Source organism: Streptomyces genisteinicus (assembly GCF_014489615.1).
Classification (GTDB): domain Bacteria; phylum Actinomycetota; class Actinomycetes; order Streptomycetales; family Streptomycetaceae; genus Streptomyces; species Streptomyces genisteinicus.
Window position 1 is genome coordinate 5,200,410 of sequence record NZ_CP060825.1, and the last position, 21,554, is coordinate 5,221,963.

At 73.6% G+C, this 21,554-nt stretch carries 14 protein-coding genes; 10 read left to right on the plus strand and 4 right to left on the minus strand.

The features are described 5' to 3' along the window. Window positions 1–66 precede the first annotated feature (66 nt). From IAG43_RS22685 to IAG43_RS22700, 4 genes are all read left to right on the plus strand, one after another. A complete protein-coding gene (locus IAG43_RS22685; RefSeq protein ID WP_187742538.1) occupies window positions 67–2,277 on the plus strand; it encodes an MMPL family transporter in 2,211 nt (736 codons plus the stop codon). 277 nt (window positions 2,278–2,554) lie between these two features. Then, the gene (locus IAG43_RS22690) at window positions 2,555–3,817 is read left to right on the plus strand and encodes a serine hydrolase domain-containing protein (protein ID WP_246574509.1); all 1,263 of its coding nucleotides are present in this window, start codon (window positions 2,555–2,557) and stop codon (window positions 3,815–3,817) included. Between the two features lie 388 nt (window positions 3,818–4,205). Then, window positions 4,206–4,376 carry a hypothetical protein gene (locus IAG43_RS22695; protein ID WP_187742539.1) on the plus strand — a complete coding sequence of 57 codons (171 nt, stop codon included), beginning with the start codon at window positions 4,206–4,208 and terminating at the stop codon, window positions 4,374–4,376. Between the two features lie 101 nt (window positions 4,377–4,477). Beyond that, window positions 4,478–7,567 (plus strand): helix-turn-helix transcriptional regulator, encoded by a 3,090-nt coding sequence (locus tag IAG43_RS22700; protein WP_187742540.1) that lies wholly within the window; start codon window positions 4,478–4,480, stop codon window positions 7,565–7,567. Here IAG43_RS22700 and IAG43_RS34240 read toward each other — a convergent pair. From IAG43_RS34240 to IAG43_RS22710, 3 genes are all read right to left on the minus strand, one after another. Beyond that, window positions 7,524–7,706 (minus strand): DUF6191 domain-containing protein, encoded by a 183-nt coding sequence (locus tag IAG43_RS34240; protein WP_223005961.1) that lies wholly within the window; start codon window positions 7,704–7,706, stop codon window positions 7,524–7,526. The genes IAG43_RS22700 and IAG43_RS34240 overlap by 44 nt on opposite strands. An 11-nt stretch (window positions 7,707–7,717) precedes the next feature. Further along, complete coding sequence (locus tag IAG43_RS22705; RefSeq protein ID WP_246574774.1) at window positions 7,718–8,872, minus strand: PQQ-dependent sugar dehydrogenase; 1,155 nt, start codon at window positions 8,870–8,872, stop codon at window positions 7,718–7,720. Between the two features lie 242 nt (window positions 8,873–9,114). Beyond that, the gene (locus IAG43_RS22710; RefSeq protein WP_187742542.1) at window positions 9,115–10,116 is read right to left on the minus strand and encodes an aldo/keto reductase; all 1,002 of its coding nucleotides are present in this window, start codon (window positions 10,114–10,116) and stop codon (window positions 9,115–9,117) included. Between the two features lie 76 nt (window positions 10,117–10,192). Here IAG43_RS22710 and IAG43_RS22715 point away from each other — a divergent pair, with 76 nt between their 5' ends. The 6 genes from IAG43_RS22715 to serA all read left to right on the plus strand — a co-directional run bounded on the left by IAG43_RS22715 (window position 10,193) and on the right by serA (window position 19,885). Next, window positions 10,193–11,146 (plus strand): 2-hydroxyacid dehydrogenase, encoded by a 954-nt coding sequence (locus tag IAG43_RS22715; RefSeq protein WP_187742543.1) that lies wholly within the window; start codon window positions 10,193–10,195, stop codon window positions 11,144–11,146. A 382-nt stretch (window positions 11,147–11,528) separates the two neighbouring features. Next, entirely contained in the window at window positions 11,529–14,345 is a 2,817-nt protein-coding gene (locus IAG43_RS22720; RefSeq protein WP_187742544.1) for a putative bifunctional diguanylate cyclase/phosphodiesterase, read from the plus strand. A 223-nt stretch (window positions 14,346–14,568) separates the two neighbouring features. Next, window positions 14,569–16,422 carry an acetolactate synthase large subunit gene (locus IAG43_RS22725; RefSeq protein WP_187742545.1) on the plus strand — a complete coding sequence of 618 codons (1,854 nt, stop codon included), beginning with the start codon at window positions 14,569–14,571 and terminating at the stop codon, window positions 16,420–16,422. 18 nt (window positions 16,423–16,440) lie between these two features. Continuing rightward, window positions 16,441–16,965, plus strand: a complete 525-nt coding sequence (gene ilvN, locus IAG43_RS22730) for an acetolactate synthase small subunit (RefSeq protein WP_187742546.1) — start codon at window positions 16,441–16,443, stop codon at window positions 16,963–16,965. A gap of 101 nt (window positions 16,966–17,066) precedes the next feature. Beyond that, window positions 17,067–18,068 (plus strand): ketol-acid reductoisomerase, encoded by a 1,002-nt coding sequence (gene ilvC, locus IAG43_RS22735; RefSeq protein WP_187742547.1) that lies wholly within the window; start codon window positions 17,067–17,069, stop codon window positions 18,066–18,068. Between the two features lie 224 nt (window positions 18,069–18,292). Next, window positions 18,293–19,885, plus strand: a complete 1,593-nt coding sequence (serA, locus tag IAG43_RS22740; protein ID WP_187742548.1) for a phosphoglycerate dehydrogenase — start codon at window positions 18,293–18,295, stop codon at window positions 19,883–19,885. A gap of 69 nt (window positions 19,886–19,954) precedes the next feature. Here the strand turns inward: serA and IAG43_RS22745 are convergent, their stop codons facing one another. After that, window positions 19,955–21,520, minus strand: coding sequence for an MFS transporter (locus IAG43_RS22745; protein ID WP_187742549.1), 1,566 nt, complete (start codon window positions 21,518–21,520; stop codon window positions 19,955–19,957). Window positions 21,521–21,554: the final 34 nt, after the last annotated feature.

Below are 21,554 nucleotides of genomic sequence, written 5' to 3' on the forward strand. Positions count from 1 at the left end.
GGTCATGCGTTCTTTGCGGGCTTTTTCCCGGTCAAAGATCCACGCACCACTCAGGGAGCAGGTCCGTTGGCAGCTATCGCGCGCTGGTGCGTCACCCACCGCCTCGTCGTCGTCCTGCTCTGGCTCCTCGCTCTCGGCGGCACCGCCGCGGGCGCCGTCGCGGCCGGCTCCGCGTACTCCAACGACTACGACGCCCACGGCACCGAGTCCGGGCGGGCCACCGCCCTCCTCCAGGAGGGCTTCCACGGCCTCGGCGGCGACACCGACACCATCGTGTGGCACACCGCCGACGGCAGCGTCCGCTCGCCCGCCACCGAACGGGACGTCACGGCGATGCTCGACGAGGTCGCCGCCCTCGACGGAGTGGCCGCCGTCACCGGCCCCTACGGGGACCGGGGCGCCGCCCAGATCAGCGCCGACGACCGCACCGCCTACGCCGTGGTCACCTTCGACGGCCAGGCCGACGACGTCTCCGCCGGGCAGGCCCGCGCCGTCGTGGACACGGCGAAGTCCGCCGAGGGCGACGGACTCCAGGTCGAGATGGGCGGCACCGTCACCGCGCTGACCGAGGCGTCCGGCGGCCATGTCGCCGAGATCGTCGGGGTCGCCGTCGCCGCCGTCGTCCTGTTCCTCGCGTTCGGCTCGCTCGCCGCAAGCCTGCTGCCCATCGTGACCGCCCTGGTCTCCGTGGGCACCGCGTACGCGGGGATCGTGCTCCTCGGCCACGTGATGACCGTCGCCGACTTCGCGCCCATGCTGGGCATGCTCGTCGGCCTCGGGGTCGGCATCGACTACGCCCTGTTCATCGTCACCAGACACCGCAGCGGCCTCCGGCGCGGCCTGGCGGTGGCCGACGCCGCCCGGGAGGCCGTGGCCACCACCGGGCGGGCCGTCGTCTTCGCCGGGGCCACCGTCTGCATCGCCCTCCTCGGCATGCTGATCCTGCGCCTGGACTTCCTCAACGGCGTCGCCATCGCCGCCTCCCTGACCGTGACGCTCACCGTCGCCGCGTCCGTCACCCTGCTCCCGGCGCTGCTCTCCTTCATCGGCCCCCGCGCGCTCAGCCGCCGCGAGCGTCGCCGGCTCGCCGAGCACGGGCCCCGGCCCGACCTGCCGACCGGTTTCGCCGCCCGCTGGTCCGCGTTCGTCGAGCGCCGCCCGAAGCTGCTCGGGGCCTTCGCCGCCGTGGTGATGCTGGTACTCGCGCTGCCCACGCTCTCGCTGCACCTGGGCACCTCCGACCAGGGCAACGGGCCCGCCTCCTCGACCACCCGCCAGGCGTACGACCTGCTGGCCGACGGCTTCGGCCCCGGCGTCAACGGGCCCCTCACCGTCGTCGCCACCCTCGACGGCGCCGACGACAAGATCGCCATGGACGGCCTGGCGCAGACGCTTCGGAGCACCGACGGCGTGGCGTCGGCCGGGCCGGTGGCCTACAACGGCAGCGGCGACACCGCCGTGCTCACCGTCGTGCCCGACTCCTCGCCGCAGTCCCGGGAGACCAGCGCCCTGGTCGACCGGTTGCGCGAGGACGTGCTGCCCGCCGCCGAGCAGGGCACCTCCCTCCAGGCGTACGTCGGCGGCATCACCGCGAGCTACGACGACTTCGCCGGCGTCATCGTCGCGAAGCTGCCGCTCTTCGTGGGCGTCGTCATCGCCCTCGGCTGCCTGCTGCTGCTCCTCGCGTTCCGCTCGGTCGGCATCCCGCTGAAGGCCGCCGTGATGAACGTGGCCGCGGTGGCGGCGGCCTTCGGCGTGGTCGTCGCGATCTTCCAGTGGGGATGGCTCAGCGAGCCCCTCGGCCTCGGCCGCGGCGGCCCCATCGAACCCTTCCTCCCGGTGATCATGGTGTCGGTCCTCTTCGGGCTCTCCATGGACTACCAGGTCTTCCTGGTGAGCCGGATGTACGAGGAGTGGCTGGAGACGGGCGACAACCGGCGTGCGGTGCGCGTCGGCCTCGCCGAGACCAGCCGGGTCATCAACTCCGCGGCCGTGATCATGATCTCGGTCTTCCTCGCCTTCGTCCTCACCGGCGACCGCGTCATCGCCATGTTCGGCATCGGCCTCGCGGCCGCCGTCGCCCTGGACGCCTTCGTGCTGCGCACGCTGCTGGTGCCCGCCCTGATGCACCTGCTCGGCGGGGCGAACTGGTGGCTCCCGCGATGGCTGGACCGGCTGCTGCCCCGCATCAGCATCGAGAAGCCCGAGTGCCGCGACACCGGCCGGGCGGGCATCCCGCCGCAGCGGGCGCGCGACGAGGACGAACTGGTCGCATAGGGCGCGCGACGAGGACGAACTGGTCGCATAAGGCGCGCGGCGAAGGCGGGCCGGGCGCAGGGGCGCGTGTCGAGGGGATGCGCCGGGCGTACGGGGCGCGCGGCGGACCCGCCGCAGGGACTCTCGTCCCGATCCTGGCGGACGCGGGACCCTGGGCGCAGGGCACACGGCGCCGGGCCGCGGCGCTGGGCCGGACGGAGCACCCGCAGGAGCGCCGCACCGCCGGGCCGGGGTCTCCTGATGGGGAATCAGCCCCTCCCCCCAGCAGAGGTCCCCCATGCCCCTCGCACCTCCCGCGGCTCCCGCCCCCTCGGGCCGGCGGGGCCGCGCCCGCACGCTGCGCCTCGTGGCCTGCCTCTCCCTCGCCGCCGCCACCCTCGGCATCGCACCCCCGGCGCCGGCCCCCCGGGCGCCCGCCGCCGAGGCACCGTCCCCCGCCGCCCCCGGTCACGGCCCCGGCTCCCGCACGGCGACCGCGCCCCCGTCCGAACGGAACCTGCAGAAGCGCCTGGACGCCCTCGTCCGCAGGCAGGACGGCCCGCCGGGCGCCATCGTCGTGCTCCAGGACGGCAGCCGCCGGCGTGTGCTGCGCGCCGGCGCCGCCGATCTGGAGACCGGCCGCCCGCCCCGGACCGGCGACCACATGCGGATCGCCAGCACGGCCAAGGCGTACAGCGGCGCCGTCGCGCTCCGCCTCGCGGCGGACGGCAGGCTCGGCCTCGACGACACGATCGGCAGGCGCCTGCCCCGCCTCCCGCGCGCCTGGCACGCCGTCACCCTGCGCCAGCTCCTCCAGCACACCAGCGGCCTGCCCGACTACACGACCGCCCCCGAGTTCCAGCGGCTGGTCACCGAAAACCCCCGCCGCCACTTCGAGTCCCGGCGCCTGCTCCGGTTCGTCGCCGGAGAGCCCCTGGTCTTCCGGCCCGGCTCGCGCTACCTGTACTCCAACTCCGACAACATCGCGGTGGCCCTGATGGCGGAGGCCGCGACCGGCCGCCCCTACGAGGAGCTGCTGCGCCGCCTCGTGTACCGGCCGCTCGGACTGCGGGACACCAGCCTCCCGCAGGGCTGGGAACTGCCCGAGCCCTACCTCCACGGCTACGACGTCGATCCTCCCGCGCCGCCGGAGGACGTCAGCGAGGTGCTCAGCGCCTCGGGCGTGTGGGCGTCCGGCGGCATCGTCTCGACACCCCGCGACATGACCCGCTTCATCCGCGGCTACGCGGCGGGCACGCTCACCTCGCCGCCCCTGGTCCGCGAACAGCGCCGCTGGGTGCCGGGCGCCTCCGAGCCCGCCGGGCCGGGCGCCAACCAGGCGGGCCTCGCGCTCTTCCGCTACACCACGCGCTGCGGCGTGGTCCTCGGGCACACCGGCAACTTCCCCGGCTACACCCAGCTCGTCGCCGCCACACCGGACGGCAGGTACTCCCTGACGTTCTCCCTGACCCGTCAGATCAACTCGGCGGTGGCGCCCGGGCTGCTGAGCCTCGTCCGCGACATCCAGGAGGACGCCGTCTGCACCCTGCTGCGCACCTGAGCGACCCGCGCACGGAGCCGGGGGACGGAGCGGGCGGCCCGGTCCGAACGCCTCGGAACACCCCACCGGACCGCACACTCGCGGCTCCCGGGCCCGCCGGGCCCCCGGCTCCCCGCCCCGGCTCCCCGCTTCCGGGGCCCCGCGCTCCTCGGGGACCCGGCCCCCTCGGCGACCCGGCCCCCGGCTCCTCTGAGGCCCCCCGCCCCGCGTTCTGAGGCCCCCGGCGGGAACAAGGCCGCCGCGCCGGGCCGTCGGGCGCCCCGTCTAAGGCGGGGCGCCCCGGAGGATGCGGCACCCGCCCGATGCGCCGCACCCGCCTCGGGGACGAGAGTCGGTACCGGCGGCGGACGCCGACCACACACGGACCGACCGGACAAGGGAGCCCACCGTGCTGCACTACGAGATCGCCGAGATGCACCGCGCCGAACTGATCCGCGAGGCGGAGGAGCAGCGGCTCGTCAAGGAGGCCGAGGCCGGCCACCGCACCGCGAGACGCGGACTCAGGACCGGGGAGAGGCGGGTGAGCCGGACCGACGACCGCTTCACCCGCGCGGCGTGATCGTCCGCGCCGCACGCGGGAGTGACACCCCGGTGGGGACCGGGGGCAGGGGGCGGGCCGCGGCGGTGGTCCGCCCCGCCGCGTTGTCGGACCCCTGTGCGATGCTCGTCGGCGTGGAGACCCGATCCGTCAGCCCGGTGTTCGTCGGCCGCGCCGGCGAACTGGCCCTGCTCGCCGACGCACTGACCCGCGCCGCGGGGGCTCCGGGCTCCTGCGGCGAACCGCAGGCGCTGCTCATCGGCGGTGAGGCGGGCGTCGGCAAGACCCGGCTCGTCGAGGAGGTGCTCGCCGAGGCGTGCCGCCGGCAGGCGGTCACCGCCGTCGGCGGCTGCGTAGAGATCGGCGCGGACGGGCTGCCGTTCGCCGCGTTCTCGGCCGCGCTGCGCGCCCTGCGGCGCCGGCTGCCCGACGAGTTCGCCGAGGCGGCCGCCGGCCAGGAGGACGAACTGGCCAGGCTCCTGCCCGAACTGGGCACCGGGGCGGAGGCCGGACGGCCCGACGAGTCCGGCACCGCGCGGCTCTTCGAGCTGACCGCCCGCCTGCTGGAGCGCGTCTCGTGCGAGCGCACCGTCGTCCTGGTCCTGGAGGACCTGCACTGGTCGGAGGCGTCCACCCGGCACCTGCTCGCCTACCTCCTGCGCACCCTGCGGCGCGGGCGGCTCCTGCTCATCGCCACCTACCGCTCGGACGACGTCCACCGGCGCCACCCGCTGCGCCCCTTCCTCGCCGAGCTCGACCGCACCCGCACCGTCCAGCGGCTGGAGCTGACCCGGTTCAACCGCTCCGAGGTGGGGCGCCAGATGGCCGGCATCCTCGCCGAGGAGCCGGCCCCCGCCCTCGTCGACCGCGTCTTCGAACGCTCCGACGGCAACGCCTTCTTCGTCGAGGAGCTCGCCGCCAGCCTCAGCGACGACTCCTGCTCGGGACTGCCGGACTCGCTCCGCGACATCCTCCTCGTGCGCGTCGAGGCGCTGACCGAGGACGCCCAGCGGGTCGCCCGCATACTCGCCGAGGGCGGCTCCACCGTGGAGCACGGTCTGCTGGCGGCGGTCGCCGGACTGCCCGACGACGACCTCGACGCAGCGCTGCGCGCCGCCGTCGGCGCGAACATCCTGCTCGCCACCCCCGACGGCGACGGCTACCGCTTCCGCCACTCGCTCGCCCGCGAAGCGGTCAGCGACGACCTGCTCCCCGGCGAGCGCTCCCGGCTCAACCGCCGCTACGCCGAGGCCCTGGAGGCCGACCCCGCGCTGGTGGCCGACGAGGTGCGCGCCACCCGCCTTGCGACCTACTGGTACCGGGCCAACGACGCGGCCAAGGCGCTCCCCGCCGTCCTGGCGGCCTCCGTCGTCGCCCGCCGCCGGCACGCCTACGCGGAGCAGCTGAGGCTGCTGGAGCGGGCGATGGAGCTGTGGGAGGACGCCCCCGGCGAGGTGCGCGAGCGGCTGCGCCCCGTCGACCACGTGGAGGTCTACCCCCCGTGCGGCTGCGACCCCGAGACCACGCCCCTGCGCTACCTCGACCTGATGGCCGAGGCCTCGCTCGCCGGCCGTCTCTGCGGCGAACGCGAACGCGCCTACAAGATCAGCAAGCGGGGGCAGCGGCTCGCGGAGAGCGAGGGGGACCAGCTGCGGGCCGCCTGGTTCTCCGTGCAGCGCTCCCGGCTGGTCCCCTCCCTGGGCAGGGGCGACGGCTGGGCCGAACTCGACGCGGCCCAGCAGCTCGTCCGCGGCCTGCCGCCGTCCGCCGTGCACGCCGAGGTGCTGGCCGACGCGGCCGGCTGGGGCATGACCCACCGCCCCGGGCCGGAGAGCCTCGCCACCGCCGAACGGGCCGTCGACTACGCGCGGATGGTCGGCGACGAGGACATCGAGCTGAAGGCCCGGCTCACCCTCGGCAGCCTCATGGTCGACTCGGGCGACGTCGAGGGCGGTCTGCGCGAGATGTACGACGTGCGGGACCGCGTCCTCGCGCTCGGCCTGCCCGCGCACATCGGCCGTACCCACGTGAACCTGCCGTCGGTGCTGCACGGCGTCGGGCGCTCCGCCGAGGCGGCGGAGCTCCTCATGGAGGGCATCGGCCACGCCCGCCGCTACGGCCTGCCCGACACCGAGGCGTGGGTGCTGGCCAATGTCGCCGAGACCGGACACGCCCTCGGGCGCTGGGACGAGGCCGAGCACGCGGCGCAGCGCGCCCTGCGGGTCGGCAGCACCCCCCAGGCGCACGGCTTCGCCTGCTGGATGCTCGGAGTGCTCGCCGTCGACAGGGGGGAGCAGCGCACCGCGGCCGAGTCCCTGGAGGCCGCCCGGCGTCACTTCGGACGGCACAACCCCATGCCGCAGACCACTCTGCCGCTCGCCACCCTCGCGCTGCGCATCGCCGCCGCCGAGGGCCGGTTCGCCGACGGGCGGCGGGAGCTGGCGCTCGCCGCCGAGGGCGGCTTCCCGCCCGGCACCCAGTGCTTCGCCTGGCCGCTGCTGCGCGCCGCGGCCACCCTGGAGGCCGACACCCGGGGTCTGCCCGCCGCGGAGAGCGGCCGCGCCGAGGCGCTCGGCCGCATCCGCGCCGCCACCCGGGGCCTGGTCACCGTCGCCCCCGTGTGGTCCGCCCACGAACTGTGGGTGCGCGCCGAGCTGCGCCGGGCCGACGGCCAGGACACCCCCGGCGACTGGGCGGAGGCCGTGACCGCCTTCGAACCGCTGGAGCGCCCGTACGAACTGGCCCTGGTACGGGGCCGCGCCGCCGAGGCGCTGCTCCAGCGGGCGGCGGCGGGCGGCGAGGACCGGGCGACGGCCACCGGGCTGCTGCGCGAGGCGGCACGGACCGCCGGCGAGCTGGGCGCCCGGCCGCTGGCCGAGGACCTCGCGCTGCTCGCCCGACGTGCCCGGATCGTGCTCACCGGGACCGACTCCCACCCCGGTGCTGACGCGGCGCCGCTCCCGGAGCCCGACACGTCCGCGCTGGGCCTCACCCCGCGCGAACAGGACGTGCTCCGGCTGGTCGCGGCCGGCCTCAGCAACCGGCGTATCGCCGAGGAGCTCTACATCTCGCCGAAGACGGCGAGCGTCCACGTCTCCAACATCCTCGCCAAGCTGGGCGTCTCCGGCCGCGGCGAGGCGGCCGCCATGGCGCACCGGCTGCGGCTGTTCACCGATCTTCTGCAGGAGTCTCAGGCGGCACCCGGACGGTGACCGTGCCGGAGTCCAGGTCGACAGGGCCCCGCCCCGGGTCGCTGTCGGCGGCGTCCACCCGGGTCAGCTGCAGGCGCCGCCTCTCGTCGTCGGTGTGCCTGCGCGCCGGCGCGAAGACCTCGTCGAACGCACCCCACATCACGGCTCCCTCTACTCGACCTCCAGCCGGAGGATCCTGTCGTCGCCGCCGCCCGGGGTGCCCCGGCCGTCGGTCTCGCTGGTGACGAGCCACAGCGCGTCACCACCCGCCGCCACCACCGTGCGCAGCCGGCCGTACTCCTCCTCCAGGAACGCCTGGGGCTTCGCGGAGGGTTCCGCTCCGGCGAGCGGGATCCGCCAGAGCCGCTCGCCGCGCAGTCCGGCCATCCAGATCGACCCGGCGGCGTAGGCGATGCCGCTCGGCGAGGCGTCCTCGGTGCGCCACTGCTCGACCGGGTCGGTGAAGCCGGCCTTTCCGGCCTTGCCCTCGGCCTCGGGCCAGCCGTAGTTCCGGCCCGGCTCGATCAGGTTCAGCTCGTCCCAGGTGTTCTGACCGAACTCCGCGGCCCACAGCCGCTTGCCGGCGTCCCAGGCGAGCCCCTGCACATTGCGGTGACCGTACGAGTAGACGACGGAGTCGGCGTCCGGGTTGCCGTGCACGGGCTGCCCGTCCGGCGTCATCCGGAGGATCTTGCCGCCCAGCGACTCCTTGTCCTGGGAGAGCCCGGTGTCCCCGGCCTCCCCGGTGCCCGCGTAGAGCATCTTGTCCGGGCCGAAGGCGATCCGGCCGCCGTTGTGCGTCACCCCCTTGGGGATGCCGCGCAGCACCGTGTCCGGGGCCCCCAGCTGCTGCCCGGCCGGCTTGCCCTCGTCGTACAGCATGCGGGCGATGCGGTTGTCGGACGCGGTGGTGAAGTACGCGTAGACCAGCTGGTCGGAGGCGAACGAGGGGGAGATGGCGAGGCCCAGCAGCCCGCCCTCGCCGCCCGGCGCGACGCCCGGCACCGAGCCGATCTCGGTCTTCTCGCCGTCGGCGGAGACCCGGGTGACGGTCCCCGCGTCCCGGGAGGCGACCAGCAGGTCCCCGCCGGGCAGCGCGGCCACGCCCCAGGGGGACTCCAGCTCCCCGGTCAGGGTGGCGGCCACCTTCACCGACCCCTCGGCGGGCGGTCCGGACGGCGAGGGGGAGGGGGAGGCCGCGCCGTCGGACGGCGCGGCGGAGGCGGACGCCGACGAGGGACCGGCCGAGCCGCGTGCGGAGGTGCCGTCGCCCGACGAGCAGCCGGCCGCGAGGACGAGCACGGCGGCGGTCAGGGCGGCCGGCAGAGCTGGACGGTGCACGGTGTGATCCCTTCGACGGCTGCTGGCGTCGCCCGGGGGACGGGACGGCACGCCTGTCTGTCTGTTCATACACCCGGGCCCGCCGCAAGGTTCCCGATCTTGGAAATCGCCCGTCGTCCGGGCGGCTCCGTCCCGGGCGGCGCGGTGTCCCGCCGGGGCGCCCGGCCGATGGTCCGCCGTGGCATCCGGCACGGCCCGGCCCCGGCGCCCGGCCCGGCGGCGGTCCCTCAGTCCCAGGATCCCAGAGCGGGCGGGAGGGACGCGATCTCGGCGAGGTCCGCGTCCGTCAGACGCAGCGCGGCGGCGCCCGCGTTCTCGACCGCCCACCCGGGTCGCTTCGTCCCCGGCACGGGGACCACGTGGCGCCCCTGCCGCAGCACCCAGGCGAGGGCGACGGCCGCCGGGGTGGCGGTGGCGCCGTGCCGGGCGGCCACCCGGCGCAGACCGGCGACGACGGGCTGGTTCGCCGCCATCATCTCGGCGGTGAAGCGCGGATGGCGTGCGCGGGCGTCGTCCGGCTCGAACCCCTGGCCCGGCGTGAGCGTCCCGGTCAGGAACCCGCTGCCCAGCGGCATCGCCGCCAGGAAGCCCACCCCGCGCGCCTCGCACCACGGCACCAGCCGGCGCAGCGCCCCGGGCGCCCACACGGAGAGCTCGGCCTGCACCGCGCTCACCGGGAACACCTGCTGCACGCGCTCCAGTTGGCGGATCGTTCCCTCGTGGGGATCGGCGCCGGTCCGGCGCCGCGGGCCGGCGACGCCCACCGCGGACAGCCCGAGCGCCCGCACCTTGCCCGCGGACACCAGCTCGGCCATCGCCCCCCAGGTCTCCTCCACCGGCACCTCCGGGTCGGCCCGGTGCAGCTGGTAGAGGTCGATCACATCGGTCTGGAGCCGGCGCAGCGAGGCGTCGCAGGCCCGTCTGACGTAGCCGGGACGGCCGTTGGCGACCATGTGCTGGTCGCCGAGGAGCAGTCCCACCTTCGTCGAGAGGAACGCGTCGCCGCGCCGCCCCCGGAGCGCCCGCCCGAGCAGCAGCTCGTTGGTGAACGGCCCGTACATGTCCGCCGTGTCCAGCAGCGTCGACCCGGCGTCCAGCGCGGCGTGCACCGTGCGCAGCGAGCGTTCCCCGCGCTGCTCGGAGGCCGTGTACGCCCAGCTCATCGGCATGCACCCGAGCCCCACGGCGCCCACCCCGAGGGCCGCCGCACCGATCGTCCTGCGCTCCAACTCCCCGTACCTTCCGTTCGGCCGCCCCCAGACGTTAACCAATGCGTACGGGCGGCCTTCGCATAGCCTCCTGACCATGACTTCCGATGTGTGGCTCCCCATAGCGGCCGAGGAGATCGACGGCCTGCCCCCGGCCTCCGCCTCGGGCCTCGCCTACCGGTTCTGGGACGGCGGCCCCGACTTCCCGGCCGATCCCGCCGACTGCGTCTTCTACACCGTCCCGTACATGCGGGGCGGCGACGTCGCCGTCCGGCCGCTGGACGCCATGCGCTCGGTGCGCGTCGTGCAGACCCTGTCCGCCGGCACCGACCATGTGCAGCCCGGACTCGCCGCCCTGCCCGCCGGCGTGCGCCTGTGCAACGCCAAGGGCGTCCACGAGGCGTCCACGGCCGAGCTCGCGCTCGCGCTGATCCTCGCCTCGCTGCGCGGCATCCCGTCGTTCGTGGACGGCCGGCGCGCCGGGGAGTGGCGCTCCGGCTTCTACCCGGCGCTCGCCGACAAGTCGGTGCTCATCGTCGGCTACGGCTCGATCGGCGCGGCCGTCGAGGACCGGCTCGTACCCTTCGAGTGCGCGCGGGTGGCGCGCGTCGCGCGCTCCGCCCGGACAACGGAGCGCGGCGAAGTGCGCGCACTCGCCGACCTGCCGGAGCTGCTGCCCGCCGCCGACGTCGTCGTCCTCTCCACGCCGCTGACCGCGCAGACGAAGGGGCTGGTCGGAGCGGACTTCCTGGCCCGGATGAAGGACGGGGCGCTGCTGGTGAACATCGCCCGCGGGCCGGTCGTCGACACGAAGGCGCTGCTGGCGGAGGTGGAGAGCGGCCGGCTCATGGCGGCGCTCGACGTCACCGACCCCGAGCCGCTGCCCGCCGGGCATCCGCTCTGGCACGCCCCGGGCGTACTGATCAGTCCTCATGTCGGCGGCTCCACCTCGGCGTTCATGCCCCGGGCGAAGCGTCTGATCGCCGATCAGGTCACCCGGTTCGCGGCGGGGCGGGAGCTGCGGAACGTGGTGGCGACCACCGGCGGCTGATTCCGGCGAGCACCCGGACGATCACCCTGCGGAGTCACCCGAATGCGCCGCGTGCCCCCATTGTCGCAGGTCGTCACGGAGAGTAGATGCGCTATGTCCCTGAGTGACGATATTGGTGTATCGTCCCGACCTGGGGGTGCACCGGAGGCGAGGGGCGGTGCCGCTGTACGCACTGCCGGGCACCGAATGCCGATCACACCTGAGGGGGGCGACGGGCGATGCAGGGCCGATGGACCGAGGAACCGACGCGGCGGGTCCGCCGACGACCACAGCCCGGCGCCCCGGCGCCGGCCCCGGGGCGCCGGCCCCGTACCGCGGGACTCCGGGCGGTGGCCCACACCGCCCGGCCGCAGCCCCCCACGGCGCGAGGGGAGGCGGCCCGGTGAGCGCGCCGGGGGCCCTCATGGCCCGGGACACCGCGCCGGCCGGCGCGGCGATACTGCGCCACCAGCTGATGCTGGCCGCCCTGTGCGCCGCCTACGGAATCGGTGCCGCCCTCGGCTGGGGATCACCGGAACTCGCGCTGATCATGGGCGACTTCGGGCTCAGCGCGGCCGCCCTGGTCGCGGCCGTGTCCTGTCTCCTCTACGCCCGCACCGAGCACTGCCGCTTCCGCTCCGCGTGGCTGCTCTTCGCGCTCTCCTCGTTCATGGCCTGCGCGGGAAACGCCGTCTGGGGCTGGTACGAGGTGGTCCTCGACCGGCCCGTGCCCAGCCCGTCCGCCGCCGACCTGTTCTTCATGTGCTTCGCCCCGCCGGCGATCGTGGGCCTGCTGGTCCTCGCCAAGCGCCCGGAATCCCGGGCCCGCTGGGTGTGCCTGGGCCTCGACGCCTGGCTGATCGGCGGGTCGCTGCTGACCCTGTCCTGGAGCCTCGCGCTCGCGCACACCGCGCACGCCCAGGGCGAGAGCGTCGCCCCCGCGGCCCTCGCGCTCGCCTATCCGCTGCTCGACATCGTGCTCGTCAGCATGGTGCTCGCCCTGCACTTCAGACGCTCGCAGGCCAACCGCTCCGCGGTGAACACGGCGATCGCCGGACTGGCGCTCACCGTGGTCTGCGACGCCCTGTTCACCTCACCGCTGCTGCGCGAGAGCTACCGCTCCGGGCAGCTCCTGGACGCAGGCTGGTTCGCGGGCTCCCTGCTGCTCGCCTACGCGCCGTGGGGCGCCCGCCAGGCGAGCCGAGCCGCCGCCGCCGGGGGACCGAGCGGCCCGCCGCCCCCCGGGCGGCCCCTGGGCGGCTCGCTCGCCGCCCTGACGCCGTACCTCGCCGCCGCCGTGTGCACGCTGGGGATCCTGTACAGCGTCACCGAGGGCCGCCGGGTCGACCGGGTCGTCGTCATCACCGCCTGCACCGTCGTGCTCGCCCTGGTGGTCCGCCAGGGCATCATGCTCCTGGAGAACCTGGCCCTCACTCAGGAACTCGCCCAGAAGGAGAACCACTTCCGCTCCCTGGTCCAGGGCTCCAGCGACGTCATCATGATCGCCGCCCCCTCCGGTGTGCTGCGGTACGTGTCGCCCGCGGCGACCAAGGTCTACGGCCGGGACGCGGAGGAGCTCGTGGGCTCCGAGCTCGCCTCGCTGATCCACCCGGAGGACCTCGGCCGCGTCGTCCACGAGCTGCGCAGATTCCTTGCCGCCCAGCCCGCCGACGCGCCCACCACCAGGATGGAGTGCCGTTTCCGCTCCGGATCCGGCACATGGCTGAATGTGGAGTCCACCGTCAGCCGCCACGAGGGCGGGCTGATCTTCAACAGCCGAGACGTCACCGAACGGGTGCGCCTCCAGGCGCAGTTGCAGCACAACGCCGAGCACGACCCGCTGACCGACCTGCCCAACAGGGCCCTGTTCACCGCCCGGGTGCGCGGCGCGCTCGCGGGGCGCAGATCGGGGGACCAGGGCACCGCGGTGCTCTTCATCGACCTCGACGGCTTCAAGGGGGTCAACGACCGCCTCGGCCACCAGGCGGGCGACGAGCTGCTGATCCAGGCAGCGCGGAGACTGGCCGAATCCGTGCGGGCCGGGGACACCGCGGCCCGCCTCGGCGGCGACGAGTTCGCCGCGCTGATCGTCGGCGACGGCGCCTGCGAGCAGGGCGCACGCGAGCTCCAGGTGCACGAGATCGCCGACCGGCTGCGCCTGATGCTCTCCCAGCCGTACAGCATCGACGGCACCGAGGTGCGGGTCGCCGCCTCCATCGGCGTCGCCTTCGCCGAGCCCTCCATCGACCCCACCGACCTCATGCGCAACGCGGACCTCGCCATGTACCGGGCCAAGGCGGGCGGCAAGGACCGGGTGGAGCTGTACGCGCCCCAGATGCAGGCGGAGGTCGTCCGCCGCACCGAGCTGGCCGCCAAGCTCCGCACCGCGCTCCACGACGGCGAGTTCGCGCTGCTGCACCAGCCGGTGGTGAGCCTGACCACCGGCCGGGTCACCGCCGTCTCGGCGCAGGCGCGCTGGAGGTCGGCCCAGGGCATCCTGTTCACCCCGGCCGAGTTCCTGCGCGTCGCCGACGACGGCAACCGCGCCGCCGAGCTCGGCCGGTGGCTGCTGGAGGAGGCCGTCGAGCAGGCCGCCGAGCGCGGCAGGCTGGGCCATCCGACACCGGTCTCCGTCCGCCTCTCGGCGCGGCTGCTGCTCGACAGATCGCTGCCGCTCGGGTCGATCGAGGCCCTGCTCACCCGGCACCAGCTGCCCTCCGGCGCCCTGATCATCGAGCTTGCGGACAGCGATCCGCGGATCTCCTTCGACGAGCTGGAGCAGCGGCTGGTCGCCCTGCGCCGGCTCGGCGTGCGGATCGCGCTGGACGGCTTCGGCAGCGGGTACGCGGCGATCAACGCGCTGCGCCGGCTGCCGGTGGACGTGCTCAAGCTGGACCGGGGCCTGGTCGAGGGCGTGGTCGAGTCGGCCAGGCTGCACAAGATCACCAGCGGACTGCTGCGCATCGCCCGCGATCTCGGCATGCACTCGGTGGCCGACGGGGTGGACGTGCCCGAGCAGGTCCTCGCGCTGCGCGCGATGGGCTGCACCCACGGCCAGGGCATGGCCTTCTCGGGGCCGCTGGACGAGTACCGGCTGCGCCGCGCCCTGGTCAGGGACGAGTACCCGGTGCCCGCGGGCATGGCGATGCCCGTGCTGACGGCGGGCATCCCCCAGGCACGGAACGGCTCGAATAGTGAGACGCGTGTCCCACCCACTTGACAGTGACGGCGCGTCGGGGGGAGGGTCAGTGCCATGCGCACCCGAATTCTCGTACTTGGAAAGCGCGTCGGCTGAGCGGAGCTGCCTGAAGACAGCTCCGCGGACACCTCCGACGCGCTCCCCTCGCTTGCCTCCCGGCACGAGGGGTTTTTTGTTGCACCGGCACAGACCGCAGTCGTACCAAACCCTCGCAAAAACCCTCAGCATCGAGAAGAGAATGCCGATGACCGAGCAGGCCTCCGGGGCCCACCATCCCCAGCCGCGGCCCCGTAACGGCGGGCAGCAGTCCGCCGCCGTCGAACACGTCACGGGTGCGCAGTCCCTCATTCGCTCTCTCGAGGAAGTGGGGGCCGACACGGTCTTCGGCATTCCGGGCGGCTGCATCCTCCCGGCGTACGACCCGCTGATGGACTCCTCGAAGGTCCGGCACGTCCTCGTCCGCCACGAGCAGGGGGCCGGCCACGCCGCCACCGGCTACGCGCAGGCCACCGGCAAGGTCGGCGTCTGCATGGCGACCTCGGGCCCCGGCGCCACCAACCTGGTCACCCCGATCGCCGACGCGCACATGGACTCCGTGCCGCTCGTCGCGATCACCGGCCAGGTCACCTCGAAGGCCATCGGCACGGACGCCTTCCAGGAGGCGGACATCTGCGGCATCACGATGCCGATCACCAAGCACAACTTCCTGGTCACCAAGGCCGAGGACATCGCGCGCACCATCGCCGAGGCGTTCCACATCGCCGCCACCGGCCGTCCGGGCCCCGTCCTCGTCGACATCGCCAAGGACGCCCTCCAGGCGAAGACGACCTTCAGCTGGCCGCCGCAGACCGACCTGCCCGGCTACCGCCCGGTCACCAAGCCGCACGCCAAGCAGATCCGCGAGGCCGCCAAGCTGATCACCGCGGCCCGGCGCCCCGTCCTGTACGTGGGCGGCGGCGTGATCAAGGCCGGCGCGACGGCCGAGCTGAAGGTGCTCGCCGAGCTCACCGGAGCCCCCGTCACCACCACCCTGATGGCGCTGGGCGCGTTCCCCGACAGCCACCCGCTGCACGTGGGGATGCCGGGCATGCACGGTGCGGTCACCGCCGTCACCGCGCTGCAGAAGGCCGACCTGATCGTCGCCCTCGGAGCCCGTTTCGACGACCGCGTCACCGGCAAGCTGGACAGCTTCGCGCCGTACGCGAAGATCGTCCACGCCGACATCGACCCGGCGGAGATCGGCAAGAACCGCACCGCCGACGTGCCGATCGTCGGCGACGCCCGCGAGGTCATCGCCGACCTGGTCCAGGCCGTCCAGGCCGAGCACAACGACGGCCGCGCCGGCGACTACACCGCCTGGTGGAAGGACCTCAACCGCTGGCGCGAGACCTACCCGCTCGGCTTCGACCAGCCCGGCGACGGCAGCCTCGCCCCCCAGCAGGTGATCAGGCGCATCGGCGAACTCGCCCCGGAGGGCACGATCTTCGCCGCGGGCGTCGGCCAGCACCAGATGTGGGCCGCCCACTTCATCGACTACGAGAAGCCCGCCACCTGGCTCAACTCCGGCGGCGCCGGGACGATGGGGTACGCGGTCCCCGCGGCCATGGGAGCCAAGGCCGGGCAGCCGGACCGCGCGGTCTGGGCGATCGACGGCGACGGCTGTTTCCAGATGACCAACCAGGAACTGGCCACCTGCGCGCTCAACAACATCCCGATCAAGGTCGCGATCATCAACAACGGCGCGCTCGGAATGGTCCGCCAGTGGCAGACCCTCTTCTACAACCAGCGCTACTCCAACACCGTCCTGCACTCGGGCCCCGAGGCGGACGGCAAGCAGCCCTCGAAGGGCACCCGCGTCCCGGACTTCGTGATGCTCTCCGAGGCGATGGGCTGCCACGCGATCCGCTGCGAGTCCCCCGACGACCTGGACAAGGTCATCGCCGAGGCCAACGCGATCAACGACCGCCCGGTCGTGGTCGACTTCATCGTCCACGAGGACGCCATGGTCTGGCCGATGGTCGCCGCCGGCACCTCCAACGACGAGGTCATGGCCGCCCGCGGCGTCCGCCCGGACTTCGGCGACAACGAAGACGACTGAGAGAGAGCGATCCCCACCATGTCCAAGCACACGCTCTCGGTCCTGGTCGAGAACACCCCCGGCATCCTCGCCCGGATCGCGGCGCTGTTCTCCCGCCGCGGCTTCAACATCGACTCGCTCGCGGTCGGTGTCACCGAGCACCCCGACATCTCCCGCATCACCATCGTGGTGAACGTCGAGTCCCTGCCCCTGGAGCAGGTGACCAAGCAGCTCAACAAGCTGGTCAACGTCCTGAAGATCGTCGAGCTGGAGCCGGCCGCCGCGATCCAGCGCGAACTGGTCCTGGTGAAGGTCCGCGCTGACAACGAGACCCGCTCGCAGATCGTCGAGATCGTCCAGCTCTTCCGCGCCAAGACCGTGGACGTCTCGCCCGAGGCCGTCACCATCGAGGCCACCGGTTCGAGTGACAAGCTGGAGGCGATGCTCAAGATGCTGGAGCAGTTCGGCATCAAGGAACTCGTCCAGTCCGGCACGATCGCCATAGGGCGTGGCGCGCGGTCCATCACCGACCGCTCGCTGCGCGCGCTGGAGCGCTCCGCCTGACGGAACGCCCCGGACCTTCTCGCCAGGCGAGACCCCGAAACCTCCCCGCCCCCTCCCGCCGTACGGTGGGACGCAACACCAGCACTCCAAGGAGATTCCCAGTGGCCGAGCTGTTCTACGACGACGACGCCGACCTGTCCATCATCCAGAACCGCAAGGTCGCGGTGATCGGCTACGGCAGCCAGGGCCACGCCCACGCGCTGTCGCTGCGTGACTCGGGTGTCGACGTCCGCGTCGGTCTGCACGAGGGCTCCAAGTCCAAGGCCAAGGCCGAGGAGCAGGGCCTGCGCGTGGTGACCCCGGCCGAGGCCGCCGCCGAGGCCGACGTCATCATGATCCTCGTCCCGGACCCGATCCAGGCCCAGGTCTACGAGGAGTCGATCAAGGACAACCTGAAGGACGGCGACGCCCTGTTCTTCGGTCACGGCCTCAACATCCGCTTCGACTTCATCAAGCCGCCGGCCGGTGTCGACGTCGCGATGGTCGCCCCCAAGGGCCCGGGCCACCTGGTCCGCCGCCAGTACGAGGAGGGCCGCGGCGTCCCGTGCATCGCCGCGGTCGAGCAGGACGCCACCGGCAAGGCGTTCGACCTGGCGCTGTCCTACGCCAAGGGCATCGGCGGCACCCGCGCCGGCGTCATCAAGACCACCTTCAAGGAGGAGACGGAGACCGACCTGTTCGGTGAGCAGGCCGTCCTCTGCGGTGGCACCGCCGCTCTGGTCAAGGCGGGCTTCGAGACCCTGACCGAGGCCGGCTACCAGCCGGAGATCGCGTACTTCGAGTGCCTCCACGAGCTGAAGCTCATCGTGGACCTCATGTACGAGGGCGGCCTGGAGAAGATGCGCTGGTCGGTCTCCGAGACCGCCGAGTGGGGCGACTACATCACCGGGCCCCGCATCATCACCGACGCCACCAAGGCCGAGATGAAGAAGGTCCTCGCCGAGATCCAGGACGGCACGTTCGCCAAGAACTGGATGGACGAGTACCACGGCGGTCTGAAGAAGTACAACGAGTACAAGACCCAGGACTCCGAGCACCTGCTGGAGACCACGGGCAAGGAGCTGCGCAAGCTCATGAGCTGGGTCGACAACGACGAGGCGTGAGCGCCCGGCGGGGGGACCGGCCGCCGGTCCCCCCGCCCCGCCGTTTCGTCCAGCCACGGACGGGTGATCCTTCCACCGAGGCGCATGACGCGCCCCGGTCCACCACTACACTCATCCCTACATACGCGTCAGGCCCACAGTGTCGTGCGTCTTCCACGCGGCTAGCCCCCTCCACCGCTGCGGCCGTCGGGACGGCCGTCTGCACCGGACATGTGAGGACTCACGTGAGCTCGAAACCTGTCGTACTCATCGCTGAAGAGCTTTCGCCCGCCACCGTCGACGCGCTCGGCCCGGACTTCGAGATCCGCCACTGCAACGGCGCCGATCGCGCGGAGCTCCTCCCGGCCATCGCCGACGTGGACGCCATCCTGGTCCGCTCCGCGACCAAGGTGGACGCCGAGGCCGTCGCCGCCGCCAAGAAGCTGCGCGTCGTCGCCCGTGCCGGTGTGGGCCTGGACAACGTGGACGTCTCCGCCGCCACCAAGGCCGGCGTGATGGTGGTCAACGCCCCGACGTCCAACATCGTCACGGCCGCCGAGCTCGCGTGCGGCCTGCTCGTCGCCACCGCGCGCAACATCCCGCAGGCCAACACCGCCCTGAAGAACGGCGAGTGGAAGCGCTCCAAGTACACCGGCGTCGAGCTGAGCGAGAAGACCCTCGGCGTCGTCGGCCTCGGCCGCATCGGCGTGCTGGTCGCCCAGCGGATGTCCGCGTTCGGCATGAAGATCGTCGCCTACGACCCCTACGTCCAGCCGGCCCGCGCCGCGCAGATGGGCGTCAAGCTGCTCTCGCTCGACGAGCTGCTGGAGGTCTCCGACTTCATCACCGTCCACCTGCCGAAGACCCCCGAGACCCTCGGCCTCATCGGCGACGAGGCGCTGCACAAGGTGAAGCCCGCCGTCCGCATCGTGAACGCGGCGCGCGGCGGCATCGTCGACGAGGCCGCGCTCTACACGGCGCTCAAGGAGGGCCGCGTCGCCGGCGCCGGTCTCGACGTGTACGCGAAGGAGCCCTGCACGGACTCCCCGCTCTTCGAGCTCGACCAGGTCGTCTGCACCCCGCACCTCGGCGCGTCCACCGACGAGGCGCAGGAGAAGGCCGGTATCGCCGTCGCCCGTTCGGTGCGCCTCGCGCTCGCCGGCGAGCTGGTCCCGGACGCGGTCAACGTCCAGGGCGGCGTGATCGCCGAGGACGTGCGCCCCGGTCTGCCGCTCGCCGAGAAGCTCGGCCGCATCTTCACCGCCCTCGCCGGCGAGGTGGCCGTCCGCCTCGACGTCGAGGTCTACGGCGAGATCACCCAGCACGACGTCAAGGTGCTCGAACTCTCCGCGCTCAAGGGCGTGTTCGAGGACGTCGTGGACGAGACCGTCTCCTACGTCAACGCCCCGCTCTTCGCGCAGGAGCGCGGTGTCGAGGTGCGTCTGACCACGAGCTCCGAGTCGCCCGACCACCGCAACGTGGTCACGGTGCGCGGCACGCTCTCCGGCGGCGAGGAGGTCGCGGTCTCCGGCACGCTGGCCGGGCCCAAGCACCTCCAGAAGATCGTCGCCATCGGCGACCACGACATCGACCTGGCGCTCGCCGACCACATGCTGGTGCTGCGGTACGACGACCGCCCGGGCGTCGTGGGCACCGTCGGCCGCATCCTCGGCGAGGCCGGTCTGAACATCGCCGGCATGCAGGTCTCCCGCGCGGAGGAGGGCGGCGAGGCGCTCGTCGTGCTCACCGTCGACGACACCGTCCCGCCCGCGGTGGTCACGGAGATCGCCGAGGAGATCGGCGCGGCCTCCGCCCGCTCGGTGAACCTGGCGGACTGACGTCCGTCCACGGATGTGCCCCGGCCCGGCTGCCTGCGCAGCCGGGCCGGGGCACATCCGTGACCGGGTTCAGCGCCCTGCCGTCACGGCCGCCTCCGGCTCCCCGGCCGTGCGGCCGGCCGGCCGCTCCGTGCGGCGCAGCACCACCGCGGCGAGCACGGCCGCGCCGACCAGCACGGCTCCGCCGCCGATCGCGGCGGTCCCCATGCCCTGGACGAACGCCCGCTGGGCCGCGTCCAGCAGCGTGCCTCCGGCCGCCTCCGGCAGCCGGCCGGCGACCGCGACCGCTCCGCCCAGCGTCTCGCGCGCGGTGTCCAGCACCTCGGCGGGCAGGCCGGCCGGCGCCGAGCCCTCCATCTCCCGGCGGTAGACGGCCGTGCCCACGCTGCCGAGGAACGCCATGCCCAGCGCGCCGCCGAACTCCTGCCCCGTCTCCAGGACCGAGGCGGCCGAGCCCGCCTTCTGCGGCGGAGCGGCGGCGAGCGCCATGTCGGAGACGGTGGCGGCCACGGTGACGATGCCGCAGCCGATGACGGTGGCCCCCGCGAGCAGGACCACCAGGGAGTCGGTGCCGGCCGCCGCGAGGATCGCGTAGCCGCCGGCGCCCACCAGGAATCCGCCGGTGACGACGGCGGGCCGGCCGAAGCGCCCCGCGGCCGCACCGGCCGCGGGCGCGGCCCCGCCGACGGCGAGGGAGGGGACGAGGCTCCACAGGGCGGCCTCCAGCGAGCCCATGCCGAGGACCGACTGGAGGTACTGGGTGGTGAAGTACGCGGAACCCATCATGGCGAACATGGCCAGGCCGTTCAGGACGACGCCGGTCCCGAATCCGCGCCCGCGGAACAGCTCCCGGCTGATCATGGCGTCCGGCCGGCTCCGCTGACGGCGCACGAAGACGTATCCGACGGCCAGGCCCCCGGTGACGCACAGCGCGGAGACGGTGTGCCATCCGTCGGCGGCGATCTCCTTGAGCCCGTAGACGACGGGGAGTACCGCGCCCATCGACAGCGGGACGCTCAGCAGGTCGAAGCGGCCGGGGGAGGGGTCCTTGAACTCCGGGACGAGCAACGGGACGAGGATCAGCAGCAGCACCATCGCGGGCACGTTGACCAGGAACACCGAGCCCCACCAGAAGTGCTCCAGCAGCACCCCGCCGAGCACGGAGCCGAGGGCGATGCCGCCGGCCATCGCGCCGGACCAGATGCCGATCGCGGTGGTGCGCTGGGCGTCGTCGCGGAACATGTTGCGCACCAGCGCCAGGGTCGAGGGCATGAGCGTCGCCCCGCCGATGCCGAGCAGCGCCCGGGCGGCGATCAGCATCTCGGCGCTCTGCGCGTACGCCGCGCCGGCCGAGGCGGCACCGAAGGCGGCGGCGCCCAGCATCAGCAGCCTGCGGCGCCCGATCCGGTCGCCGATCGAGCCCATGGTGATCAGGAGCCCCGCGAGGGCGAAGGCGTAGACGTCGAAGATCCAGAGCTGCTGGGTGGAGCCGGGGTCCAGCTCCCGGGCGATGGCGGGGATCGCGAAGTAGAGGACGGAGACGTCCATGGAGACGAGCAGGAGCGGCAGCAGCAGGACGCCGAAGGCGGTCCATTCGCGGCGGCCGGCGCGCGGCGATGCGGCGGAGTGCGTCATGCAGAGCAATGTACGGCCGTATAAAACAACTGTA